Genomic DNA, 21,608 nt, shown 5'->3' with positions numbered 1-21,608 from the left:
GAATTCCGATGTCCAATAGCTTAATCAATACCGCGATGAGCGGGCTGAATGCGGCTCAGGTGGCGCTCAGTACCGTCAGCAACAACATCTCCAACTACAACGTGGCGGGCTACAACCGTCAGACCGCGATCCTGGCGCAGAACGGCGGCATGGCCACCATGAGCGGCTTTATCGGCAACGGCGTGACCGTCACCAGCGTTAATCGCGAGTACAACCAGTTCATCACCAACCAGCTGCGCGGCGCGCAAAGCGCGTTCGGGGCGCAAAACGCCTATTACGAGAAGATTTCACAGATCGACAACCTGTTGGCGAGCAAGACCAACCCGCTGTCGACCAACATGCAGGATTTCTTTACCAACCTGCAGAACCTGGTGAGCAACGCCGGTGACGACGCCGCGCGCCAGACGGTGCTGGGCAAGGCCAACGGCCTGGTGAATCAGTTCAACAACACCGACAAATTCCTGCGCGACATGGATAACGGCGTTAATCAACAGATCAGCGATACGGCGCAGCAGATCAACAGCTACGGCCAACAGATCGCCAAACTGAACGACGAGATCACCCGTTTGCGCGGCAGCGCCGCCGGCGAGCCGAATGCGTTGCTGGATCAGCGCGATCAGCTGGTCACCGAATTGAACCAGCTGGTGGGCGTACAGGTCACGCAACAGGACGGCGACGCCTATACCGTCTCCTTCGCCAACGGCTTGACCCTGGTGCAGGGCAGCAACACCTATCAGGTGGAAGCCGTGCCATCCAGCAGCGATCCTTCCCGTCTGACCATCGGCTATAACCGCGGCAACGGCGCCAGTGAAGTGCCGGAAGGCCAGATCACCAGCGGTACGCTGAGCGGCGTGCTGAAATTCCGCAGCGAAACGCTGGACGGCGTGCGCAATCAGCTGGGCCAGTTGGCGCTGGCGATGGCGGACAGCTTTAACCAACAGCATCGCGCCGGCTTCGATCTGAACGGCGACGCGGGCGGCGACTTCTTCAGCTTCAGCGGCGGCCGGGTGGTGGATAACACCCGCAACACCGGCGACGCGTCGCTGTCGGTCTCTTACACCGATACCGGCAAGGTGAAGGCCAACGATTATCGCGTCGAGTTCGACGGCAGCAGCTGGCAGGTGAGCCGCCTGCCGGACAACGTGAAAGTCAACGCGACGCCGGGCACCAGCGCCGACGGCAAGCCGACGCTGAACTTCGACGGGTTGGAAGTGAGCATCGACGGCAATGCGCAGGCCAAAGACAGCTTCACCGTGAAGCCGGTCAGCGACGTGGCGGGCAATCTGAAAGTGGCCATCACCGATTCGTCCAAGATCGCCGCCGCCGGTAAAGACGACAGCGGCCGCGGCGATAACGAAAACGCCAAGAAGCTGCTGGATCTGCAAACCAAAAACCTGGTGGACGGCAAGGCGACCCTGAGCGGCGCTTACGCCGGCATCGTCAGCGGCGTCGGCAACCAGACCGCTGCCGCCAAGGCCATCGCCACCTCGCAGGCCAAGATCGTCACGCAGCTGGGCGCGCAACAGCAGTCGATGTCCGGCGTCAACCTTGACGAAGAGTATGGCGAGCTGCTGCGTTTCCAGCAGTACTACATGGCCAACGCGCAGGTGATTCAGACCGCCAGCTCGCTGTTCGACGCGCTGCTGAATATTCGTTGATTTCATTGTTAATCGGCGCCGATAACGGCGCCGGTCGCTCAGAGTAAGGAACCCACAGCATGCGCATGAGCACCAGCATGATGTACCAACAGAACATGAACGGCATCACGGGCAACCAGTCGCTGTTCATGAAGGCGGCCGAGCAGCTTTCCTCGGGCAAGCGGGTGATCAACCCGTCCGACGATCCGCTGGCGGCGTCGCGCGCGGTGATGTTGTCGCAATCGCAGGCGGAAAACAGCCAGTACACGCTGGCGCGCACCTTCGCTCGTCAGAACGTGTCGATGGAAGAAACGGTCTTGGCCGGCGCGACCTCCACCATCGCGGACATGAAGGCGCTGATCGTCAATGCCGGCGGTACGGAAAGCGATAACGATCGCCAGTCGCTGGCCACTCAGCTGCAGGGGCTGAAAGATCAGCTGCTGAACCAGGCCAACAGCACCGACGGCAACGGCCGCTATATGTTCGGCGGGTATGTGAACGACAAGGCGCCGTTCGTCGACAACGGCGGCACCGTCAGCTATCAGGGCGGCGACAAGACGGTTCAGCAGAAAGTGGACGCCAACCGCACCATGACCATCGGCCATACCGGCAACGCGGTGTTCATGTCGTTGACCAGCAACCCGAAGCCCGAGCCGGACGGCAGCGCGCCGGTCAGCAACGTATTCGAGAGCATCGATATCGCGCTGAACGCGCTGAAAATCCCGCTGCAGGGCGCCGACGAGGCCACCAAGCAACAGGTGAACGATGCGCTGGCGAAAGCCAACCGCGGCCTGGACAACTCCTACAACAACGTGCTGAGCGTGCGCGCCGAGCTGGGCAGCCAGCTGCAGGAGATGGATCAACTGGACAGCATCGGCAAAGAGCGCGATATGACCAACCAGATCCAGATGAGCGCGTTGACGGATGCCGACCTGGCCGAGTCTATCTCGTCTTATTTCATGCAGCAGGCGGCGCTGCAGGCGTCGTATAAAACCTTCAGCGATATGCAGGGCATGTCGTTGTTCCAGATGAATCGTTAAGAGCAATATCCCGTTGCCTGACCGCGACGGGTTTCCCTTTAGTGCGCTTAGAAAACGCCTTCTCCGCCCCGCGGGGAGGGAGGCTTCTTGAAACCGGGCGCACTCGTTTGGCGCGTCGCTCGTTCTCCCACTACTGACTGAGTGACGCGCCTTTTTTTGTCTGCATGTTCCCCATTCAGCTTACGCGTTAGCGGAAAGGCACGCCGCGATCGTTGCCGGACCCTTTAGTGCATTGACCGCCTATGTTGACGAAGGCTGAGGCTGCCGCAGTGCCAATTGCACTGCCGTTACGGCTGGCCAGGGCGCCGGCCATGGCAATGGCGCCGGTCACCACTGCGCCGGTACAAGGATCCTGAAATAGCCCATAGCCTTTCGCCGCCCAATTAGGCTGGAAGCCGTTCGCCTGCGCGCCGTAGGAGCTTGGGCCATAGTCGCGATCCCGGTCGCCGCCGTTATTGCCGTCACCGGCGCCGCCAATCCGTTGCATTTCTTCTCTGGTCAGTTCTCTCAGCATAGGTCGATCTCCTGTTAACGCGACTTAGCGTTATTTTTAGGGTTGTTATTTTCGATTTGAGATTTGCGGCTCTCATTTAGCAGCCAGCGTATTGGCTTATAGAGGCACTCGGCCAACTTCAATGAGCCAAATAAGGTAAACGGGATGATGACAAAACTATCGACGCCAGGCGGCAGAGCAAATAAACCCCAGGAAAAACCCAGTGTGTTTAAAATAGTGCTCATGATCAAAAGGGCGATGCCGCTGATGAATAAATCACTCAGCTGAAACTTTATCTTCATATTTACACCGTTTATATTTTAGTGAGGCTTGCCGCGTACTGGTAGCAAGGTTGTTTTCAATATAACGCTGGGGAAATAAGGTGGGAAATCGATTTTTCTTGTCAGTGAATAAATAAGGGGTGTGAGTAAATTAAATCATTAATACATTATTTTTAAATTTAACGCAGCAGCCAGGGTGATGTGGCGCGTTATTCCCTTCCTAAGAATAAAGTACACCGGCACGGTTTGCCGGCGAGTGATGAGTGTGGGTCCCGGGCTGCCGATGCGGCGCCGCGTCGAATGACGTTGCAGAAGCCGGATAGAGGCGCAACCCGGAATTTTGCTACAGGTCCTGCGTGATTATTTCTTTTTCTTCACCACTTTCCATTTTCCGCCATCGCTGGTCTCGGTGAAGGAAACTCTAAACTTGTTGCTTTTCCAGTGGGTCAAACCGAATAACCGGCGTGCTTTGCGGTTGCTTTTCGCTTTAATCATGATGTCGCTCCTATGGTTAGCAAAGATCGATGCTGCTCCCTGCAGCCGGCGGGCACCGGACGCATTTATTTAAGATGCAAGGAATCTGCCGCGCATTTAACTCTGCGTGGCTGCGTTATTTTATTTTTCTCTAATCAATGGTTGTATATTATCGCTGCGGAGACTCACGCGCTGTGGCGATATTTTTGTTACCGGGTCTATTCTAGGTCGGGGTTTTATTTATTCAAGCCGCCGGAGACATTTGAACCTTAATCCGGATAAAAGCCGTTTCTCAGGCTTTTGTCCCAAGAAAACGTTTTTATTGCCATTTTGTCTCAGGCGGAAGAGGGGGGAAGGAAGGGGCCGCACAGGGGATCAGAAGGTCATGCCGCCGATCACCGCCGCCAATCGATCGAACACTTCGCCGAACAGGTGTTCGCAGAACGGCGCCAGCATCGGCATCATCATGCCCAGCGTCATGATGCCGAAGGTCATGGTGACCGGGAAGCCGATCACGAACACCGACAGCTGCGGCGTCATGCGGTTGAGCAGGCCGAGCGCCATGTTCAGCGTCAACAGCAGGCAGATCAGCGGCAGCGCCAACATCATGCCGTTGATGAAGATCAGCGAGCCGACCTGGGTTAACACCAGGAAACCGTTGCCGTTCAGCGGCTGCGCTTGGACAGGCAGGGTATGGAAGCTGTCCGCCAGCAGCGAAATCAGCCACAGATGGCCGTCGAAGCTGAGGAACAGCAACATCGCCAGCAGGTTAAGCAGGCGCGCCAGCACCGGCATGTTCGGGCCGCCGCTGGGATCGAAGAAGGTGGCGAACGACAGGCCCATCTGCATGCCGATCACTTCGCCCGCCAGGCGCACCGCCGCGAAGGCGAACTGCATGGTCAACCCCAGCGCCACGCCGATCAGTATTTGCTGAATCGCCAGCCACAGGCCGGCGGCGGAGAAGATGGGAATATTGCTGGCGGGCAGCGTCGGCGCGATCAGGATGACGATCAGCCCGCCAAGGCCGATTTTGACCTTTTTGCTGATTTGCTTTTCGCTGAATATCGGCGCGGTGCTGATCAGCGCCAGAATGCGCAGCAGCGGCCAAAAATAGTGGCTGAGCCAGACGGTGAGCTGGGCGCTGTCGAAAGTGAGCACGGTCAGCCGATCAGGGTAGGCAGGTTGCTGAACAGGGTGCGCATGTAGTCCAGCAACAGGTTCAGCATCCAGGGGCCGGCGATGATGATGGTGGCCACTACCGCCAGAATTTTGGGGATGAACGACAGCGTCATTTCGTTGATCTGGGTGGCGGCCTGCAGCAGGCTGACCACCAGGCCGCTGATGAGCGCCGCCAGCAGCAGCGGGGCGGCCAGCGCCAGCGCGACTTTCATTGCTTCGGTGCCGAGCGCCATAACCGATTCAGGTGTCATCTCGCTTTCTCCGGTCAGGGGTTACGAATAGAAGCTCTGCGCCAGCGAGCCGAGCAGCAGCTGCCAGCCATCGACCAGCACGAACAGCATCAGCTTGAACGGCAGCGAGATGGTGGCCGGCGGCACCATCATCATCCCCAGCGCCATCAGCACGCTGGCGACCACCAGGTCGATAATCAGGAACGGAATGAACACCGTAAAGCCGATCTGGAAGGCGGTTTTCAGTTCGCTGGTGACGTAGGCGGGCAGCAGGATGCGCATCGGCACCGCTTCCGGGCCGGCCAGCGGCGGCTGATTGGCCAGTCTGGCGTACAGCGCCAGATCGGTTTCGCGCGTTTGCCGCAGCATGAATTCGCGCAGCGGCTGCGCGCCTTTATCCAGCGCGACTTCCAGCCCGATTTTGTCCTGGCTGAATGGCAGATAGGCATCCTGATAAACCTTGTCGAACACCGGCGACATGATGAAGAAGGTCAGGAACAACGCCAGCCCCAGCATCACCTGGTTCGGCGGCGCCGACGGCGTGCCCAGCGCGTTGCGCAGCAGGCCGAGCACGATGATGATGCGGGTGAAGCTGGTCATCATCAGCAGCATGGCGGGCAAGAAGGTCAGCGAGGTCAACAGCACCAGCGTCTGCACCGGCAGCGACCAGCTTTGGCCGCCGTTGGCCAGCGGCTGGCTGATCAGCCCCGGCAGTTGTGCAAAAGCCGCCGGGCTGATCAGCAGCAGGGCGGCAGGGAGCCAAACCGCCGGACGGCGGACGAGGGTATGAAGAGTCGAGGTCATGCCGATTTTTCCGGGCGTTTCAGAACTTTTTGCATCAGTTGGCGGAAGTCCGCCGGCGTCGCCGCGTTGGCCTCGCCTTCGTCTTTCGGCGGGGCGGGCAGGGTGTGCAGCGGGGTGATCTGCTGGGCGGTGACGCCCAAGACCAGCAGGGTGTCGTCGACTTCCACCACTACCACGCGTTCGCGCTGCCCGACCTGGCAACTGGCGCGCAGGTTGAGCAGTTTGTTGTTGCGCGCCTGCGGGGCGAACCCCAGCCGACGGAACAGCCAACCGGCCAGCAGGATCAGCAGCAGAATGCCGCCGAGCGCGCTGCTGACCTGCATCAACACCGAACCGGCCGGCAGGGCCGGCGCGGCGGGTTGTTGGGTGCTTTGCACGGTAACGGGCGCGGCGGCGGTCATCAGCGGCTCAGTCGACGCATGCGTTCGGACGGGGTGATGATGTCGGTGATGCGCACGCCGAACTTGTCGGCCACCACCACCACTTCACCTTGTGCGATCAGGTAACCGTTGATCAGGATATCCAGCGGTTCGCCGGCCAGGCCGTCCAGCGCCACCACCGAACCCTGCGACAGGCGCAGCAACTCTTTGATGGTCATCTTGGTGCGCCCCAGTTCCACGGTCAGCTTGACCGGAATATCCAGGATCAGGTCGATATCCTGCAGGCTGCCGAGCGCATCCTGAGCTTCCAGCGACTTGAACACCCCTTCGGTGCTCGCGCCGGATTTCTCTGAAGACTGCTGCTCGTTAAACGCATCAGCCCACAGATCGTCTACGGATTCCTTTCCTTCGCCAGACGGTTGCTTAGGATCACTCATTGGGCTGTTCCTCACTCAGAGCATTCAAAATAGGGTTAATCAAATGTTCAACACGCAGGGCGTATTGCCCGTTCAACGTGCCGTATTGGCTGGTCAGAACCGGTACGCCGTCCACATGGGCGATCAGGCGTTCCGGCTTGTCTATCGGTAATACATCGCCCGGTTGCAGCTTCAGGACTTTCGACAGCCGCATCGGGATATCGACGAAGTTGGCGATCAGCTCCAGTTCGGAGTGCTGCACCTGCTTCACCAGCGTTTCGCGCCAGTGGCTGTCTTCCTGCCGCGAATTTTCCAGCGGCGGGTTGGTCAACAGCTCGCGCAGCGGTTCGATCATCGCGAAGGGAATGCAGATGTTGAACTCGCCGGTCAGCGCGCCGATCTCCACCTGGAACGGCGTGGTGACCACGATGTCGTTCGGCGAGGTGGTGATGTTGGTGAACTTCACCTGCATTTCGGCGCGCACGTACTCTACGTCGATCTTGTAGATGGCGCTCCAGGCGTCGCCGTAGGCGTCCAGCGCCAGACGCAGCATGCGCTTGATCACCCGTTGTTCGGTCGGGGTGAATTCGCGGCCTTCGACCTTGGTCGGGAAGCGGCCGTCGCCGCCGAACAGGTTATCGACGGCGATGAACACCAGGCTCGGCGCGAACACGAACAGGGCGGTGCCGCGCAGCGGATTCAGATGCACCAGGTTCAGGTTGGTCGGCACCGGCAGGTTGCGGGCGAACTCGTGATACGGCTGGATTTTGATCGGGCCGACGGTAATGTCCGGGCTGCGGCGCAGCAGGTTGAACAATCCCATGCGGAACTGCCGGGCAAAACGTTCGTTGATAATTTCCAGCGCGTGCAGGCGCTCGCGCACCACGCGGCGCTGGGTGTTCGGATCGTAAGGCTTGACCTCGCTCTCTTTGCCGACCACCGCCTCGGGTTCATCACCCGCGCTGTCGCCGTTGAGCAAGGCGTCGATCTCTGCCTGTGAAAGAATGCTATCGCCCATAGTGATTACCGCAGTATGAAGGCGGTGAACAGCACGTCGCTGACCACCTGCTTCGGTTGTCCCTTAACCAGCGGCGGGCTGAGCACATCCTTAATCTGCGCCACCAACTGTTGCTTCCCTTGTTCATTGGCCAACTGGCTCGCTTCCTGGCGGGAAAGCAGCATCAGCAGACGGCTGCGCACTTCCGGCAGAAAATCGTTCAGCTGGCGGCGGGTACTTTCGTCCGGCAGACGCAGCGTGAGGCCGATGTACAGCACGCGATCCGGGTTGTTGTCCGGCGTCACCAGGTTGACGGTAAAGGTGTCGAGCGGCATGAACACCGGCGCCGCCGGCGGTTGTTCTTTGACGGCGGCCGGTTCGGCGCCGTTTTTATGCTGTTGCAGCAGCCACCAGCTGTAGCCCGCGGCGCCACAGGCGACGACGCTGATCAACACCAGCAGGATGACCAGAAGGGGGCGTTTCGGTGCTGCCGGAAGGGAGTTCTGAGACATAGCGAAATCTAATTCCTGTTGTTCCACCCGCGGCCGGCGAGGCGGCGGGCATCGCGCGCGGCAAAGCCGCACGCATGACATGTAAAGGTATTATCGCGTCTATTGTGGCGTGCAATAGCCTGAATAGACGCGCAAATGGGTGCCAGCTTGGGCGTTTGCGGCGGCTCAGGCGAAAATATCGACGCCGTTGACCGCGCTGGCCATACGCTGCAGCGCCGCCGGTGCGCTGACGCCCTCGGCGGCTGCGCCGTCAGCGCCATGATGTTCAGCATAACGGGAACGGCCCTGGCCGTTGGAAGCCTGCTGTTGCGCCTGCTGCCAGTGCGGGGTGGACTCGCCGCCCACGCTGCTCTGCCCCAGGTTGATACCGCTCTCCGCCAGCGCGTGCCGCAGCTGCGGCATCGCCGCTTCCACCGCCGCACGCACCTGGCCGTGCGCGGAGGCGATGTGCAGCTGCGCCTGCTGGTCGTCCAGTTTCAGCGTGATCTGCAAGGCGCCCAGTTCCTGCGGGTGCAGGCGCAGCTCGGCGCTCTGCTGGCCGTTGCGGTGGAACATCAGCACCTGTTGGTTCAACGCCTGCTGCCACTCCGGGCTGCCCAGCTGCGCGTTGAGCTGCGGAGCCGGCGGTGCCGTCACCAGCGCGCTGGCCGGGGCGGTCGTTTGCGTCGGGCTGGCGGCGGCCAGGGCGACAGCGTGATTGAGCGTCGGTTGCTGCTGCGCATCGCTCGCCGGCAGCGGCTGTGCGGCGTTTGCGCGTTCACCGCTGGTCGGCTGCGGGAGCGCCGCGGCAGCGTTGTCGCCATCGGTAGCCGGCGTTTTCGCGCCCGTCACCGCCGGGGCGGGGGCCGCCGACGAGCGCGCGGCGGTGTTATCACCGGCCGCCGCGATGTTCAGCAGGCCGTTGCCGGGCTGCAGCGCAGTCACCTCGTCAGCGTTTTCCATCGGCAGCGACCGTTGGCCTTCGGCCGGTTGCGCCTGAGCGACGATCGCGGCCGGCAGCATGGCGTACAGCGCCTGCAGCGTCGCGGCATCCAGCTCTTTGGCGGCGACGATCGGCGGCTGCGCCGGTTTATCGCCGGCGGCGGGCGCATCGCCTTCAACGGCTTCAGAAGAAGGCGCGTCGGCTGAGGCTGACAGGTTCGGCAACAGGCCGCCGCGCTCGCCGAAGGTGGCCAGCAGCTGATTGAGCTGGTTGCGGCTCAGGGCCGGGGCGCGCTCCTCGTCCGCGCTCAGCGTGGCCGGCTGAGGTTTGCCATCGGCGGCGGGCGCGAAACGCGCGCCGAGCAGCTGGGCAAAAGCGGACGACAGCTGGCTTTCGTCCAGCGCCGAGGCCAGTTCGGTCAGACCGCCGGCGTCGCCGGGTAAGGCCAGGCCGGGCAGGGCGTTCAGATTCATGGGTTGATATTCCTTTGTGCGCTGCGTTGAGCGAATTCATCCATCAATTTTTGATCCCGTTTGTTCTCCTGCTGCTGCTCCGCGTTCATTGCGCGGGTATGCAGGGTTTCGAAAGCGTTCAGCCGCTGTTGTTTGTCTTGCCATTGCTTCACCGCGTGATCCACTTTCTGCCCCCACTGCAGCAGCTGCTGGCGGTGCTGGTCGATGGCCTGTTCCAGCGTGCCGATAAACTGCTGGTAGTTTTGCCAGCGTGAGCTGTCCATGCCGTCGCAGAGCGTATGATTCAGCTTCTGGCGGTATTCGTCCTGATAGTTGAGCAGCATCGACAGCTGCTGCTCCGCCGCCTGCTGCGCCTGCCGCACCTGGCCAAGCTGTTGCGCGGCTTGCTCCACCGCATCCTGCGCCAGATCGCGCAGGGTAATCAGGGGGGATTGTGATTTCATCGCTGTGCGCCTCTGTGACGTTAAACAATCAACTGCTGCAGCTGTTGACAGGCTTCATCATAGCCGCTGCGTTCGAAGATACCCTGCTGCAGGTAGGCTTCCATCTGCGGATACAGCGTCATCGCTTTGTCCAGCAATGGATCGCTGCCCGCCGCGTAGGCGCCGACGCTGATCAGATCGCGGTTGCGTTGATAGCTGGCCAGCATCTGTTTGAAGGTGCGAACCCGGCGATAATGCTCTTCGTCGATCAGCGACGTCATGGCGCGGCTGATTGACGCTTCGATGTCGATAGCCGGGTAGTGGCCGGCCTCCGCCAGCCGCCGCGACAGCACCACGTGGCCATCGAGGATGGCGCGCGCCGAGTCGGCGATCGGGTCTTGCTGATCGTCCCCTTCGGTCAACACGGTGTAGAAAGCGGTGATGGAGCCGCCGCCGCTGATGCCGTTGCCCGCGCGTTCCACCAGCGCAGGCAGCTTGGCGAAGACCGAAGGCGGATAGCCTTTGGTCGCCGGCGGCTCGCCGATGGCCAGGGCGATCTCACGCTGCGCCATGGCGTAGCGGGTAAGGGAGTCCATGATCAGCAGCACGTGCTGCCCGCGGTCGCGGAAATCTTCGGCGATGCGGGTGGCGTAAGCCGCCCCCTGCATGCGCAGCAGCGGCGACACGTCCGCCGGCGCGGCGATCACTACCGAGCGCGCGCGGCCTTCGGCACCGAGAATGTTCTCGATAAAGTCTTTGACCTCGCGGCCGCGCTCGCCGATCAGGCCAACGACGATCACATCCGCCTGGGTATAACGGGCCATCATGCCGAGCAACACGCTCTTACCAACGCCGGAGCCGGCGAACAGGCCCATGCGCTGACCGCGCCCGACGGTCAGCAGGCCGTTGATGGTGCGCACCCCCACGTCCAGCACCTGCTCAATTGGCGTGCGCTGCAAGGGGTTGAACGGCGCGGTGATCAGCGGCGCGCGGTAACCGGTTTCCGGTGAAGGCAGGCCGTCGAGCGGTTTGGCGCTGCCGTCCAGCACGCGCCCCAGCAGCGCCGGGCCGAGCGGCAGCTGTTTGCCGGCGCTTTGGCCTTCCGGCGCGATGCGGGCGTAAACCCGCGCGCCCGGCACGATGCCTTCCACTTCTTCCAACGGCATCAGGAACAACCGCTGGCCGTTGAAGCCCACCACTTCGCTTTCTACTTCCTGCACCTCACCGGCGTCGTGCCGTTCGATGAGGCAGGTCGCGCCGAGCGGCAGCTGCAGGCCGGTGGCCTCCAGCACCAGCCCGGTAGCGCGGGTCAGGCGACCGTAGCGGCGCACCGTCGGCGCGCGGGCGATGCGTTTTTCCAGCGTATCCAGAGAGCTCAGCCAGCGGCCGAGACGCGCGGTCATCAGACTTCTCCCGGTGCCGCCAGGCGGCACAGTTCATGCCAGCGCGTCGCCAGGCTGGCGTCGAGATCGCCTTCCTCGGCGCTGACCTTGCAGCCGCCCGGATGCAGTTCACCGTCCGCCAGCAGGCGCCAGCCGTGCAGGCTGAGGGTAACCCCCAACTGCTGCTCGACGCGTGGGTAGTCGTCCGGGTGGACCCGCAGCTGCGGCTTGCCGTTGAACATCGGCTCCTGTTGAATCAGCTGTTGGATCTGCGCGAGCAGGGCGGTGCCGTCGCACACCGGCGGCTGGCCCAGCACCTGTTTGGCGGCGGTCAGCGCCAGCTGCATCAGCCGCGAAGCGATCACGCTGTCGAGCGCGTCCAACGTGTGCTGGAATTCGGTGACCAACTGCTGCCAGTGGGCGGTCAGCGGCTGTTGCTGCTGCTGCGCTTCCAGCAGCCCTTGTTGACGGCCTTCTTCCAGACCGGACTGAAAACCGGCCTCATAGCCTTTTTGCTGGCCGTCGGCATAGCCCAGTTGCTGGCCCTGTTGCTCCGCCTGCAGCCGCAGCGTCGCCAGCTGCTGCTGCAATTCGGCCTGCGCGTCCGGCGACGGATCGTCAAGTTCGAGATCCGGCAATGGCGGCAGCTCGAGAGCCGGTTTCTGTTCGCCCAAATCGTTGAGCGACCAGGGCTGCCAGGGCAGGGTGTTAATGCGATCAGACATAGGTGTCCTCGCCGCCGCCGATGATCATTTCGCCGGTTTCCGCCAGGCGTCTTACCACCAGCAGGATGGCTTTCTGCTCGTTCTCCACCTGCGACATGCGCACCGGCCCACGGTTGGCCAGGTCGTCGCGCAGGATGTCGGCGGCGCGTTGCGACATGTTCTTGAGGAACTTCTCGCGCAGCGGCTGTTCGGCGCCTTTCAACGCGATCAGCAGCGACTCGCCTTCCACTTCCTGCAGCAGGCGTTGGATGCTGCGATCGTCGACTTCCACCAGGTTTTCGAACAGGAACATCTCGTCGATGATCTTCTGCGCCAGCTCGCCGTCGTATTCGCGCATCGCGTCGATGACCGCTTCTTCCTGCTGGGTTTTCATCAGGTTGATGATTTCGGCGGCGGTGCGCACCCCGCCCATTTTGCTGCGCTTGAGGTTCTGGCCGTCGAGCAGGTTGTTCAGCACTTCGGTCAGCTCCGCCAACGCCGCCGGCTGCACGCCGCCGAAGGTGGCGATACGCAGCATCACGTCGTTGCGCAGGCGTTCGTCGAACAGGGCCAGGATGTCTGCCGCCTGGCCGCGTTTGAGGTGCACCAGAATGGTGGCGATGATCTGCGGGTGTTCGTCGCGGATCAGATCGGCGGCGCTCTGCGGCTCCATAAAGTTGAGCGTTTCCATGCCGGTGGTGGTCTCGCGCGATTCGAGAATGTCTTCCAACAGGCTGGCGGCGCGCTCTTCGCCCAGCGCCTTGACCAGCACCGAACGCAGATAGTCGCTGGCGTTGACGCTCAGCGCCGCGTATTGCTCGGCGTCGTCTTCAAACTCGGTCAGTATTTCGCCGAGCTGTTTGTGCGACACCTGGCTCATGCCTGCCATGGTGCCGCTCAGCAGCTGTACTTCGCGCGAGGAGAGGTGTTTGAACACCTCCGCCGCGCGATCTTCACCCAGCGTCATCAGCAAGATGGCGCTTTTGTCGGTTCCGGTCAGGCTCATATCTCGTTACTCATCCATTGGCGGATTACCAGAGCGACCACGCGCGGGTCTTTGTCAGCCAGATCGCGGATCCGCTGGCTCTGGACTTCTGCGCTGACGCGCTGCTGCGATTTGCGACGCTGCGCCAGCTCCTCGTTGCTCGGTTTGTTGCTGTCGGCCGCTTTGGCGGCAGGGGCGTTGGCGGCGGCGAGGGCGGCCTGTTGTGCGGCCTGGCGCTGTTGCAGCTGCGGCCGCACCAGTTTGCGCCACAGCAGCCAGGCCACCAGCAGCACCAGCAGATAGCGGCCCGCGTCGATCAGGCGATCGATAAACGACTGGCTTTGCCAGAACGGCAGTTCACCGCCGGTCACCTGGCTGTCGGTAAACGGTGTGTTGACCACGTTCAGGGTATCGCCGCGGCTGCTGGAGTAGCCCATCGCTTCACGCACCAGCGCTTCGATCTGCGCCAGCTGTTCTTTGCTCATCGGCTGCGGTTTGCCGTCTTTATCCGCGCCGAGGTAGTTGACCACCACGGCGACCGACAGACGCTGCACGGTGCCGGCTTTTTGCTGGGTATGACGGATGGTGCGATCGAGCTCGTAGTTGGTGGTCGCGTCGCGACGGGTATTTTGCGGCACGCCGCTGGCCGCCGCGCTGCGGGTGGTCGCGGCGTTTTGCGCGGTGGCGTTGGCGTTGTTGCCTGCCGCCGGCTTGGCGGTTTCAATCGGCGCCGTAGGCGGAGCGCTCGGTTGGTTGGACAGCGCGCCCGGCACGCCGCCGACCTGCGGCCCGCCGATCTGCTCGCTCAGGCTGGTTTGCTGGGAGCGGATAGCGGCTTTGTCCGGCTGCTGGTTCGGTTGGTACTGTTCATCGGTTTGTTCGCGCGTGGCGAAATCGATCTGCGCCGTGACCTGCGCACGCACGTTGGCGCTGCCGACCACCGGGGCGAGGATCGCTTCGATGCGGCGCTGGAAGCCGTTTTCCACTTCGTTGGCGTATTTCAGCTGCGAGGCGTTGAGATCGCGCCCGGTGCCGTCGGACTGGGTCAGCAGGCGGCCGGCCTGATCGACCACGGTCACGTTGCCCGGCGGCAGGCCGGCGACGCTGCTCGACACCATATAAACGATGGCGTTTATCTGGCCGTCGTCCAGCGCACGGCCGGGTTGCAGGGTGAGCGTTACCGAGGCGGAAGGGGATTTCTGTTCGCGCACGAACAGCGAAGGTTTAGGCAGCGCCAGGTGAACGCGGGCGTTTTGCACCGGCCCCAGCGATTCGATGGTGCGCGACAGCTCGCCCTCGAGGGCGCGCTGATAGTTAATCTGCTCACTGAACTGGCTGATGCCGAATTTTTCCTGATCCAGCAGTTCGAAGCCGACGGCGCCGCCTTTCGGCAGCCCTTGCTGCGCCAGGCGCAGACGGGTTTCATGCACCTTTTCCGCCGGGATCAGCAGCGCCGCGCCATTCTCGGCAAAGCGGTAAGGGATATTCATCTGCGTCAGCTGGGTGACGATGGCGCCGCCGTCGCGGTCGTTCAGATTGCTGTACAGCACGCGGTAGTCGGGGCTTTTCACCCACAACAGCAGCGCGACGACGATCGCGATCGCGGCGGAAGCGGCGACCAGCAACGGAATTTTCGGGTTGGCGCGCAGACGGTTCCAGATGGCCTGCAGGCCGTTGTCGCGGCTTTCGCCGGCGGTTATCGAAGCACTCATTTTAGGTCTCGTCCTTCAATGGCGCTCACGATCCCGTACGGGCCGCTGAGCAGCTCCCTGCCAGGCTGATGAACGGTATGGTTAGCGTTGTGTGACAAAACAGACTCCCTGATACACATATCTTCTAAATAGCGGCGCTCCCATTTCTGGGCAGGCCATTATTCGCCTTATCAGACAATTCCGATTGCCCGATAAGCCGGGTTTTTTGCAGTTAATTAACCGCTTTAGGTCCGAAAACGCTGTGCTAGGGTGTGCATCATTGGAGAAGTGCAGGGTGAAAACGTCACCCGGCGAGACGAGAGGATTGAGGACCAGATGGCGATTCAGGGCATTGAAGGGGTACTGCAGCAGATGCAGACCATGGCGGTTCAGGCCGGCAAGATGGGGCAGAATGCGGCGCCGCAGGGCGTCAGCTTCGCCAGCGAACTGACCGCGGCGCTCGGCAAGATCAGCGAGACCCAGCAAACGGCGCGCAAACAGGCGCAGGACTTCGAGCTGGGCGCGCCAGGCATCAGCCTGAACGATGTGATGGTCGATCTGCAGAAATCGTCGGTCTCTTTGCAACTGGGCGTGCAGGTGCGCAACAAGCTGGTGGCGGCCTACCAGGACATCATGAACATGCCGGTGTGATGAACGTGCCGACTATTTTTCGGTGAAATTTGGCTCGGCGCTGTTACCTTAGAGTGACGGCCAGTCCGACAATGCTGAAGCCGCAGCGCCAACCGAGGAAAAAAAACCAGCTATCGAAATAGCTGGCTGAAGGTGCGATAAAACATTTATGTCATGTAGGAGCGTCGACAGCCGCTCGAGGTGGCGTCAACGCGATTATCATATTTGTTATATTATAACAAATCAATGCTGTCGTGCATTTGCTTCAGCCCGCCAATTCCGCGATCCGCTGGTGGGCGTTCGCCAGCCCCTGATCGCGGCCGTGCGGTTTCATGTCCAGCCCTTCGGCATAGATGAATTGCACGTCGCCGATCCCCATCAGCCCCAGCACCGAACGCAGGTAGGGCGTTACGGCATCCGTCGGATGCCCGGCGTGCATGCCGCCGCGTGAACTGAATACCAGCGCATTGACGCCTTCCACCAACCCCACCGGGTAGGTGGCGGTATAGTTGAAGGTCATCCGGGCGCGAGCCACCAAATCGAACCAGTTTTTCAACTGGGTCGGGACGTTGAGGTTGTACATCGGCGCGCCGAGCAGCAGCAGATCGCTCTCTTTCAGTTCGGCAATCAGCTGGTTGGAGAGCGCCACCGCCGCTTTGGCGCGTGGGCTGATGTTTTCCGCGCCGCGCAACGCACCGAACAGCTCGCCGTCCAATACCGGCAGATCCAACGCCGTCAGATCGTGTTCGACGATCCGATCTTCGTGTCCTTTCGCCTTACGCGCCGCCAGATAGCGGTCAATCAGGTTATTGGTCTGCGAGTCATTTCCCATAATGCTGGATTTGAGTACCAGTATTTTTTTCATGCTGTTGTCCTCTGACGGTCATCTGTGGTTTTCACCGGGGATTCGGAATGACTGCAGGTTATCATTGCTTGAGGTTCACCAGTGGTGATAGGTTTTCACTAAATTGATTCCATATTGGCAACATTAAGATGAAAAGCGATCTGAGTGCGCTGCCGGCCTTTGTTGCCGTAGCGGAAGGCGGCAGTTTCGCCGCCGCCGCAGAGAAACTGCATCTGACGCGCTCTGCGGTCAGCAAAATCGTGTCGCGTCTCGAGGCTCGGCTTGGCGTGATGTTGTTTATGCGCACCACGCGCAGCCTGAGCCTGACGGATGAAGGGGCGCTGTACTATGAGCACTGCCGGCAGGCGTTGGCAAACATTCAGGCGGCGGAAAACCAGCTCGACAGCGGCAAGATGCAGGTCAGCGGCCGGCTCAGAGTCTCGGTGCCGGTGCTGTTCGGCCATTTGTGCATTGCGCCCGTGTTGACGGCGCTGGCGAATGAGCATCCCTTACTGACGCTGGAGATTTCATTCAGCGACCGCAGGATCGATCTCGTCGACGAGGGGTTCGATCTGGCGGTGCGCATTGGCGAGCTGGCGGACAGCGGCAGCCTGGTTGCCCGGCGCTTGGGCGAACACGGCATGCTGCTGTGCGCCTCGCCCGATTATCTGCAGCGCTGCGGTGAACCGAGAACGGTAGAGGCGTTAAGCCGACATCAGGCGGTGGGGTATCTGCATGCCGGGGCCGTGCTGCCCTGGCAGCTTCGCGGTGAAAACGGCGAGCTGCGGCCGTTCAGGCCACCGGCCAAGATGATGATGGATGACATGCAGGGGATCGTCGATGCGGTGTCCGCCAGCGCCGGCATTGCCTGGCTGCCGGAGTGGCTGGTGCGCGAGCGCTTGATGGCGGGGACGTTGGTGGAGATCATGCGCGGTGAGTCCAGCCTCAGTTTCCCGGTGAACGTCGTGTGGCCCTATATGCCTTACCAGCCGCTCAAGGTGCGGCTGGCGGTAGACAAGCTGGTGGCGGAGCTGCCGGGAAAATTGGCGCTTGCGGCACCGTGGGTATCGCATCGCTAATGGCCGGTTCCACAACCGACTAATGTACCGAATAGAGGGCAGAAAATGGTGCTGTCAGGTTTATTGAATGCGCAGGTGACCGTTTATTATGACGTGATTAGTAGGGTTATTATTCGAGGCCGGTCAATGAGCACGAAAAGCGAATCCAGATGGCGTCTGATCAGTATTTTAATGTTGGCGCTGCTGGCGGTATTAATTGGCGTTCTGGTTAAACTGGACTGAAGTCTGACCAGACGATAAAAAGCCTGGCCGTTTTATTGTGCGGCCAGTAAACGCATCATCTCTTCTTCATTCAGTAAGGCTAACAGCCACAACCCCAACAAAATTATTGCCAGAGAAAATAATCGCTTTTCATTACGCATCATTTAATTCGCTGTTCGGCGGATGGGCGTTGCTTAGCGTATCTCAGTGGTGTTACAACCGTTAGGGACTTGTGTTAAATAAAGCCATTTTGTTGCGCGTCTATTTATGTTTCTCCGGCGACCATCGCCTCAACGCCCTGAGAACCGGGTTCCATAATCCTTTGATGGCCGCGAATGGCGGTAGGCGCGAAACCGAAGCGTTTGCGAAAACGTTCGGCGAAACGCGATGCGCTTTCATAACCCACATGTTGCGCGATGGCGGAGATCGGCCAGTCGGTCGACTGCAGCAGGGCCAGCGCGCTACTCATGCGCACGTCGATCATCAGATTGCGCAATGCGGTATTTTCCATCGACAGTTTGCGGCGCAACATCACTTCACTCATCGACAGGCTTTCCGCGACTTTGGCCGCCGTCCAAATGCTGTGCGGGTCGGTCGCCAGGCAGCGGCGCACGCGTTGCGTCAGATCCTTGGCTTCGTTGTGAATAAAGCGAATGCCGAATTGGGCCAGCCACAGCAGAATTTCCAGCATTTTGTGCCGCACGATGATGGTGGGAAAGCGTTGCCGCAGCGTCAGCGCCAGACCGGTGGTTTCAAAACTGTGCTTGAGGGCGCAGGGCAGGTTGCGCAGCGCCAGGACGGCCTCGAACGGCATCGGCGCCGGCGTTTCCTCCGCCGGAGGTTGGACGGTGAGCAACAGGGGATCGCAGGTCAGCAACTGGCAGCTGAATACGCCGTCTTCGGACGGGCCGTTAATAATGTCCACAGTTTGCCCGCCGTCGATAATCAACAGCTCGCCGGGATGAGCGACCACTTCGTGTTGTTGCCAGCGTACGCGCTTATGGCCTTGTTGTATCAGATACAGATGTGGTTGCTCAAAATAGACTGAAGGGAATAATAATTCAGTATGCTGAATGATGTGCGCTGAGGCGCCAATTCCAGGACAGAGATTAATTGTACGTTCCATCGATATTCATTTCGCAGCCATTATCTGAGAATATCTTTACGCTTTGATCAGCGTTGGAGCAACATTTTTCCATGGGCCGTGAAACACAGCGGCGTGTTTTATCTATCAAAAATCAATTTCCTGCTGAACAGAAAACGTCCGTGTCGGGATGATGTTTATCCATTAAAGTGAGAGCCAGGCTCGAAGCGCGCATTTTACCAATTACCCATAAACTGAATAATTCAAATGCCATAGATTAATATCCTAACGTAACCCGAGGGTAATAGCGCATAGTGCTATTTAATCCATTTTCGTCAGTATTGTCGATCTTATCGGACCTGTGGTTCCCCCAGCAACAGCGCACGATCATGAAACTGGCCGTAGGTATTGTTGACCACGTTCTGGCGCGTGGACTGTTCGATCAGCATCTTCAGCTCATCCATTCGCTGCTGTAACAGACGCTTGAGCTCGGTTTCGTTGTCGAGGATCTGTTGCAACTTATTGCGCAACATCTCCTGCAGCGCCATGGACGGGCCGGCTTGCCCGGTAAAGGCGGCGGTTTTCTCCACCGCCGTCACGTAAGCGAATTCGAGCTCGACGAGCTCCTCCCAGCGCCCGGTTTGCGCCAGCGCGATCATCTGGCTGCTCAGGCTATAAATTTGTTGATAAGCGGCTAACAGCTGCTGTTGACGTTCCATTACACGGCGTCCTGCGAAGGTTGGTAGTTAGGGCCGATCTGGCGCCAGGCGTCGGCGATGTTTTCCAGCAGTTTAACCACTTCGGCGATCGCCGCTTCGTCGTTGTGCAGGTTGGCCTGCATCAGTCGACGCTTCATGTAGTCGTACAATGCCGCCAGATTTTCGGCGATCTCGCCGCCCTGCTGAGGGTCGAGGCCACTTTTCAGGCCGTTGTCGATGATATTGATGGCTTTGGACAGCGCCATGCCTTTGCCGGCGATATCGCCCTGGTTCATCAGGATGCGTGCGCGAAGCAGGGCGCTGAGCGCCCCGTCGAACAACATCACGATTAACTGGTGCGGGCTGGCGCTCATGGCGCCGCTTTCCAGACTGACCTGTGCATAGGCCTGAGTGCCGCTACGGTTATACATGCTGTTTTCTTTACCTTGTTAAAGGGTTACTTGAACTGTTGAGCCAAATAGTTACTGGTGCCGTTCATTTTCGACATCATGGTATCCAGCTGAACGAACTGTTGTTTATAACGATCGATGGTGTTCTGAATGCTGGCGGTGACCGTTGTGATCTGGCTGTTCAGGCGATCGAGGTTGGTGTTGATGCTTTTGGTCGAGTTCTCGATGATGCCGCCGGATTTGATGTAGCTCTGGATCTCGTTGTGGATCTCGGTGGCCATGCCGGTGTCTTTGCCGTTACCGACGAAGAAGTTGCTGACTTGATCCGGCTTCTCATCCATCGCTTTCTTCAGCTTGGCGCTGTCGATTTCCAGCTTGCCGGTTTTGGTGTTGGTGGAAATGCCGAGGTTGCCCAGGCCTTTTAACTCCGGGTTGTCCTGGGCTGCGCTCAGCGCGCTTTTGATCGACGACTGAATGCCGCGCAGGGTGTTGTCGCCCAGCAGCGGGCCGTTGGTTGGGTTTGGCGCTTCGCCGGTTTTCACCGGGGTGAACTTGGACAACGCGTTGAAGGTGTCCAGCAGCGAGTTATAGCTGTCGACCCACTCTTTGATCTTGTCGGTGGTGCCGGCGGTGTTGGTGCTGATCACCAGGTGTTGCGGTTCATCGGTTTTGGTTTTGGTTTTCAGATCGATGGTGACGCCTTGCAGGGCATCGCTGATCGAGTTGGTGCTGCGCTTGATAGCGGTGCCGTTCACCGTCAGCTCAGCATCCTGCGGCGCGACCGTCTGCTTCATGGCGGTGCCGGTGCCGCGGGTGGCGTTGTAGTTCAGGATATCGCCCAGTTGGTCGTCGTTATCGACCTGCAGAGAAATCTTGTTGTTTTCGCCGGTGGTGGAGGAGCTGACCGCCAACTGATAGTCGTTGTCGCCGACGCGCATGATGCTGGCGGTGACGCCGGCTTTGGCGCCGTTGATGGCGTCGCGCAGCTCAACCAGCGAGGTTTGATCGTCGCTCAGCGGGATTTTGGTTTCTTTCGGCGGGTTGCCGGCGGTAATGGTCAGGGAGCGGTCTGTCACGCCTTCAGCGCCCAACTTAGCGCCCTGGTCGCTGACTTTCGCCTGGGTGGTCAGGGTTTGCGCCTGCGCCAGTTTGTTCACTTCCACCACATAGTTGCCCGGCACCGCCTTGGCGTTGGTGGTGATCTTGAAGGCGTCGTGTTCGGTGGCGGTGGTGGCCTTGAAGAAATCTTCTTTCGCCATCTCTTTGCTGAGATTGTCGAATTTTTCCAGCGCGCCTTTCAACGTGCCGTAACCGGTCAGCTGGGCGTTGTAGCTGGATTGCTTGGTGGTGTAAGGGGTCAGGCGCTGTTGTTCCGCTTTGGTCAGCTTATCCAGCAAGCCATTGAGGTCGAGTCCTGAGCCGAGACCTAATGAACTGATCGTTGCCATGAGTAATTCTCCTTGATTATGACTTTATTCGCTTTACGCGTTATCGGCCCAGTGGTGAAAAAGTTTACCGAAAAAAACAAAAAAACGATGGCGCAATAGAGGAGGGAAAAAGCGCGTTATTTCCGCCATTGCAACGGGCACAAAAAATTTTAAAAAATTGCTAAAGGTTGTTAGGGGAGGGCCGATACCTGA

General features: G+C 60.0%; 25 protein-coding genes. 4 read left to right on the top strand and 21 right to left on the bottom strand.

Annotation, left to right across the window (positions count from 1 at the left end):
* The first annotated feature begins 8 nt into the window (after positions 1 to 8).
* On the top strand, positions 9 to 1,658 hold the full coding sequence (flgK, locus tag GT753_RS10665; protein ID WP_015378251.1) for a flagellar hook-associated protein FlgK: 1,650 nt from the start codon (positions 9 to 11) through the stop codon (positions 1,656 to 1,658).
* A 59-nt stretch (positions 1,659 to 1,717) separates the two neighbouring features.
* Entirely contained in the window at positions 1,718 to 2,677 is a 960-nt protein-coding gene (gene flgL, locus GT753_RS10660) for a flagellar hook-associated protein FlgL (protein WP_015378250.1), read from the top strand.
* A gap of 187 nt (positions 2,678 to 2,864) precedes the next feature.
* On the opposite strand, the gene GT753_RS10655 is transcribed toward flgL, so the two are convergent.
* From GT753_RS10655 to fliF, 16 genes are all read right to left on the bottom strand, one after another.
* The gene (locus tag GT753_RS10655; protein ID WP_015378249.1) at positions 2,865 to 3,191 is read right to left on the bottom strand and encodes a hypothetical protein; all 327 of its coding nucleotides are present in this window, start codon (positions 3,189 to 3,191) and stop codon (positions 2,865 to 2,867) included.
* Positions 3,192 to 3,205: 14 nt separating this feature from the next.
* On the bottom strand, positions 3,206 to 3,472 hold the full coding sequence (locus tag GT753_RS10650; protein ID WP_015378248.1) for a hypothetical protein: 267 nt from the start codon (positions 3,470 to 3,472) through the stop codon (positions 3,206 to 3,208).
* 339 nt (positions 3,473 to 3,811) lie between these two features.
* Positions 3,812 to 3,946 carry a stationary-phase-induced ribosome-associated protein gene (sra, locus tag GT753_RS25765; RefSeq protein ID WP_013813483.1) on the bottom strand — a complete coding sequence of 45 codons (135 nt, stop codon included), beginning with the start codon at positions 3,944 to 3,946 and terminating at the stop codon, positions 3,812 to 3,814.
* A gap of 354 nt (positions 3,947 to 4,300) precedes the next feature.
* Positions 4,301 to 5,083: a flagellar biosynthetic protein FliR gene (gene fliR, locus GT753_RS10645; protein WP_015378247.1), complete on the bottom strand. Its 783-nt coding sequence runs from the start codon at positions 5,081 to 5,083 to the stop codon at positions 4,301 to 4,303.
* A gap of 2 nt (positions 5,084 to 5,085) precedes the next feature.
* Positions 5,086 to 5,355 carry a flagellar biosynthesis protein FliQ gene (gene fliQ / locus GT753_RS10640; RefSeq protein ID WP_004934803.1) on the bottom strand — a complete coding sequence of 90 codons (270 nt, stop codon included), beginning with the start codon at positions 5,353 to 5,355 and terminating at the stop codon, positions 5,086 to 5,088.
* 21 nt (positions 5,356 to 5,376) lie between these two features.
* Positions 5,377 to 6,138: a flagellar type III secretion system pore protein FliP gene (fliP, locus tag GT753_RS10635; protein ID WP_004934802.1), complete on the bottom strand. Its 762-nt coding sequence runs from the start codon at positions 6,136 to 6,138 to the stop codon at positions 5,377 to 5,379.
* On the bottom strand, positions 6,135 to 6,539 hold the full coding sequence (fliO, locus tag GT753_RS10630; protein ID WP_088381695.1) for a flagellar biosynthetic protein FliO: 405 nt from the start codon (positions 6,537 to 6,539) through the stop codon (positions 6,135 to 6,137). Before fliO ends, fliP begins: the two co-directional genes overlap by 4 nt.
* Complete coding sequence (gene fliN, locus GT753_RS10625) at positions 6,539 to 6,955, bottom strand: flagellar motor switch protein FliN (RefSeq protein WP_004934799.1); 417 nt, start codon at positions 6,953 to 6,955, stop codon at positions 6,539 to 6,541. Before fliN ends, fliO begins: the two co-directional genes overlap by 1 nt.
* A complete protein-coding gene (gene fliM / locus GT753_RS10620) occupies positions 6,948 to 7,952 on the bottom strand; it encodes a flagellar motor switch protein FliM (RefSeq protein ID WP_004934798.1) in 1,005 nt (334 codons plus the stop codon). The genes fliN and fliM overlap by 8 nt, the downstream gene beginning before the upstream one ends.
* A 5-nt stretch (positions 7,953 to 7,957) precedes the next feature.
* Complete coding sequence (gene fliL / locus GT753_RS10615) at positions 7,958 to 8,443, bottom strand: flagellar basal body-associated protein FliL (protein WP_015378245.1); 486 nt, start codon at positions 8,441 to 8,443, stop codon at positions 7,958 to 7,960.
* Between the two features lie 165 nt (positions 8,444 to 8,608).
* Complete coding sequence (locus tag GT753_RS10610) at positions 8,609 to 9,838, bottom strand: flagellar hook-length control protein FliK (RefSeq protein WP_160125580.1); 1,230 nt, start codon at positions 9,836 to 9,838, stop codon at positions 8,609 to 8,611.
* Positions 9,835 to 10,281, bottom strand: coding sequence for a flagellar export protein FliJ (fliJ, locus tag GT753_RS10605; RefSeq protein ID WP_004934783.1), 447 nt, complete (start codon positions 10,279 to 10,281; stop codon positions 9,835 to 9,837). The genes GT753_RS10610 and fliJ overlap by 4 nt, the downstream gene beginning before the upstream one ends.
* A 20-nt stretch (positions 10,282 to 10,301) precedes the next feature.
* A complete protein-coding gene (gene fliI / locus GT753_RS10600) occupies positions 10,302 to 11,663 on the bottom strand; it encodes a flagellar protein export ATPase FliI (protein ID WP_004934781.1) in 1,362 nt (453 codons plus the stop codon).
* Positions 11,663 to 12,367, bottom strand: a complete 705-nt coding sequence (fliH, locus tag GT753_RS10595) for a flagellar assembly protein FliH (RefSeq protein ID WP_004934780.1) — start codon at positions 12,365 to 12,367, stop codon at positions 11,663 to 11,665. The genes fliI and fliH overlap by 1 nt, the downstream gene beginning before the upstream one ends.
* Positions 12,360 to 13,352 carry a flagellar motor switch protein FliG gene (fliG, locus tag GT753_RS10590; protein WP_004934775.1) on the bottom strand — a complete coding sequence of 331 codons (993 nt, stop codon included), beginning with the start codon at positions 13,350 to 13,352 and terminating at the stop codon, positions 12,360 to 12,362. Before fliG ends, fliH begins: the two co-directional genes overlap by 8 nt.
* Positions 13,349 to 15,043, bottom strand: a complete 1,695-nt coding sequence (gene fliF, locus GT753_RS10585) for a flagellar basal-body MS-ring/collar protein FliF (RefSeq protein WP_099981716.1) — start codon at positions 15,041 to 15,043, stop codon at positions 13,349 to 13,351. Before fliF ends, fliG begins: the two co-directional genes overlap by 4 nt.
* Before the next feature lie 315 nt (positions 15,044 to 15,358).
* Between fliF and fliE the strand changes: the two genes are divergently transcribed.
* Positions 15,359 to 15,673: a flagellar hook-basal body complex protein FliE gene (gene fliE, locus GT753_RS10580; protein WP_004934773.1), complete on the top strand. Its 315-nt coding sequence runs from the start codon at positions 15,359 to 15,361 to the stop codon at positions 15,671 to 15,673.
* Between the two features lie 244 nt (positions 15,674 to 15,917).
* Here the strand turns inward: fliE and GT753_RS10575 are convergent, their stop codons facing one another.
* A complete protein-coding gene (locus tag GT753_RS10575) occupies positions 15,918 to 16,517 on the bottom strand; it encodes an FMN-dependent NADH-azoreductase (RefSeq protein WP_021504082.1) in 600 nt (199 codons plus the stop codon).
* Positions 16,518 to 16,645: 128 nt separating this feature from the next.
* On the opposite strand from GT753_RS10575, the gene GT753_RS10570 reads away from it, so the two are divergent.
* Complete coding sequence (locus tag GT753_RS10570; RefSeq protein WP_160125579.1) at positions 16,646 to 17,575, top strand: LysR family transcriptional regulator; 930 nt, start codon at positions 16,646 to 16,648, stop codon at positions 17,573 to 17,575.
* A gap of 466 nt (positions 17,576 to 18,041) precedes the next feature.
* On the opposite strand, the gene GT753_RS10565 is transcribed toward GT753_RS10570, so the two are convergent.
* The 4 genes from GT753_RS10565 to fliD form a co-directional block, all read right to left on the bottom strand.
* Positions 18,042 to 18,902 carry a helix-turn-helix transcriptional regulator gene (locus GT753_RS10565; protein WP_015378238.1) on the bottom strand — a complete coding sequence of 287 codons (861 nt, stop codon included), beginning with the start codon at positions 18,900 to 18,902 and terminating at the stop codon, positions 18,042 to 18,044.
* 308 nt (positions 18,903 to 19,210) lie between these two features.
* Complete coding sequence (gene fliT, locus GT753_RS10560; RefSeq protein WP_004934765.1) at positions 19,211 to 19,579, bottom strand: flagella biosynthesis regulatory protein FliT; 369 nt, start codon at positions 19,577 to 19,579, stop codon at positions 19,211 to 19,213.
* Entirely contained in the window at positions 19,579 to 19,989 is a 411-nt protein-coding gene (gene fliS / locus GT753_RS10555; RefSeq protein ID WP_004934758.1) for a flagellar export chaperone FliS, read from the bottom strand. The genes fliT and fliS overlap by 1 nt, the downstream gene beginning before the upstream one ends.
* Positions 19,990 to 20,015: 26 nt before the next feature.
* Positions 20,016 to 21,416: a flagellar filament capping protein FliD gene (gene fliD, locus GT753_RS10550; protein WP_015378237.1), complete on the bottom strand. Its 1,401-nt coding sequence runs from the start codon at positions 21,414 to 21,416 to the stop codon at positions 20,016 to 20,018.
* Positions 21,417 to 21,608 lie beyond the last annotated feature (192 nt).

Origin of the sequence: Serratia sp. Z4 (assembly GCF_009900725.1) — a bacterium.
Lineage (GTDB): Bacteria > Pseudomonadota > Gammaproteobacteria > Enterobacterales > Enterobacteriaceae > Serratia > Serratia nematodiphila.
Note: the sequence above shows the minus strand (reverse complement) of the source record. Positions and strands in the feature narration are given on the sequence as shown.

Excerpts from the sequence above, each read along its gene's own strand:
- flgK (WP_015378251.1), top strand. The coding sequence starts at position 9 with ATGTCCAATAGCTTAATCAATACCGCGATGAGCGGGCTGAATGCGGCT.
- flgL (WP_015378250.1), top strand. The coding sequence starts at position 1,718 with ATGCGCATGAGCACCAGCATGATGTACCAACAGAACATGAACGGCATC.
- GT753_RS10655 (WP_015378249.1), bottom strand. The coding sequence starts at position 3,191 with ATGCTGAGAGAACTGACCAGAGAAGAAATGCAACGGATTGGCGGCGCC.
- GT753_RS10650 (WP_015378248.1), bottom strand. The coding sequence starts at position 3,472 with ATGAAGATAAAGTTTCAGCTGAGTGATTTATTCATCAGCGGCATCGCC.
- sra (WP_013813483.1), bottom strand. The coding sequence starts at position 3,946 with ATGATTAAAGCGAAAAGCAACCGCAAAGCACGCCGGTTATTCGGTTTG.
- fliQ (WP_004934803.1), bottom strand. The coding sequence starts at position 5,355 with ATGACACCTGAATCGGTTATGGCGCTCGGCACCGAAGCAATGAAAGTC.
- fliP (WP_004934802.1), bottom strand. The coding sequence starts at position 6,138 with ATGACCTCGACTCTTCATACCCTCGTCCGCCGTCCGGCGGTTTGGCTC.
- fliO (WP_088381695.1), bottom strand. The coding sequence starts at position 6,539 with ATGACCGCCGCCGCGCCCGTTACCGTGCAAAGCACCCAACAACCCGCC.
- fliN (WP_004934799.1), bottom strand. The coding sequence starts at position 6,955 with ATGAGTGATCCTAAGCAACCGTCTGGCGAAGGAAAGGAATCCGTAGAC.
- fliM (WP_004934798.1), bottom strand. The coding sequence starts at position 7,952 with ATGGGCGATAGCATTCTTTCACAGGCAGAGATCGACGCCTTGCTCAAC.
- fliL (WP_015378245.1), bottom strand. The coding sequence starts at position 8,443 with ATGTCTCAGAACTCCCTTCCGGCAGCACCGAAACGCCCCCTTCTGGTC.
- GT753_RS10610 (WP_160125580.1), bottom strand. The coding sequence starts at position 9,838 with ATGAATCTGAACGCCCTGCCCGGCCTGGCCTTACCCGGCGACGCCGGC.
- fliJ (WP_004934783.1), bottom strand. The coding sequence starts at position 10,281 with ATGAAATCACAATCCCCCCTGATTACCCTGCGCGATCTGGCGCAGGAT.
- fliI (WP_004934781.1), bottom strand. The coding sequence starts at position 11,663 with ATGACCGCGCGTCTCGGCCGCTGGCTGAGCTCTCTGGATACGCTGGAA.
- fliH (WP_004934780.1), bottom strand. The coding sequence starts at position 12,367 with ATGTCTGATCGCATTAACACCCTGCCCTGGCAGCCCTGGTCGCTCAAC.
- fliG (WP_004934775.1), bottom strand. The coding sequence starts at position 13,352 with ATGAGCCTGACCGGAACCGACAAAAGCGCCATCTTGCTGATGACGCTG.
- fliF (WP_099981716.1), bottom strand. The coding sequence starts at position 15,043 with ATGAGTGCTTCGATAACCGCCGGCGAAAGCCGCGACAACGGCCTGCAG.
- fliE (WP_004934773.1), top strand. The coding sequence starts at position 15,359 with ATGGCGATTCAGGGCATTGAAGGGGTACTGCAGCAGATGCAGACCATG.
- GT753_RS10575 (WP_021504082.1), bottom strand. The coding sequence starts at position 16,517 with ATGAAAAAAATACTGGTACTCAAATCCAGCATTATGGGAAATGACTCG.
- GT753_RS10570 (WP_160125579.1), top strand. The coding sequence starts at position 16,646 with ATGAAAAGCGATCTGAGTGCGCTGCCGGCCTTTGTTGCCGTAGCGGAA.
- GT753_RS10565 (WP_015378238.1), bottom strand. The coding sequence starts at position 18,902 with ATGGAACGTACAATTAATCTCTGTCCTGGAATTGGCGCCTCAGCGCAC.
- fliT (WP_004934765.1), bottom strand. The coding sequence starts at position 19,579 with ATGGAACGTCAACAGCAGCTGTTAGCCGCTTATCAACAAATTTATAGC.
- fliS (WP_004934758.1), bottom strand. The coding sequence starts at position 19,989 with ATGTATAACCGTAGCGGCACTCAGGCCTATGCACAGGTCAGTCTGGAA.
- fliD (WP_015378237.1), bottom strand. The coding sequence starts at position 21,416 with ATGGCAACGATCAGTTCATTAGGTCTCGGCTCAGGACTCGACCTCAAT.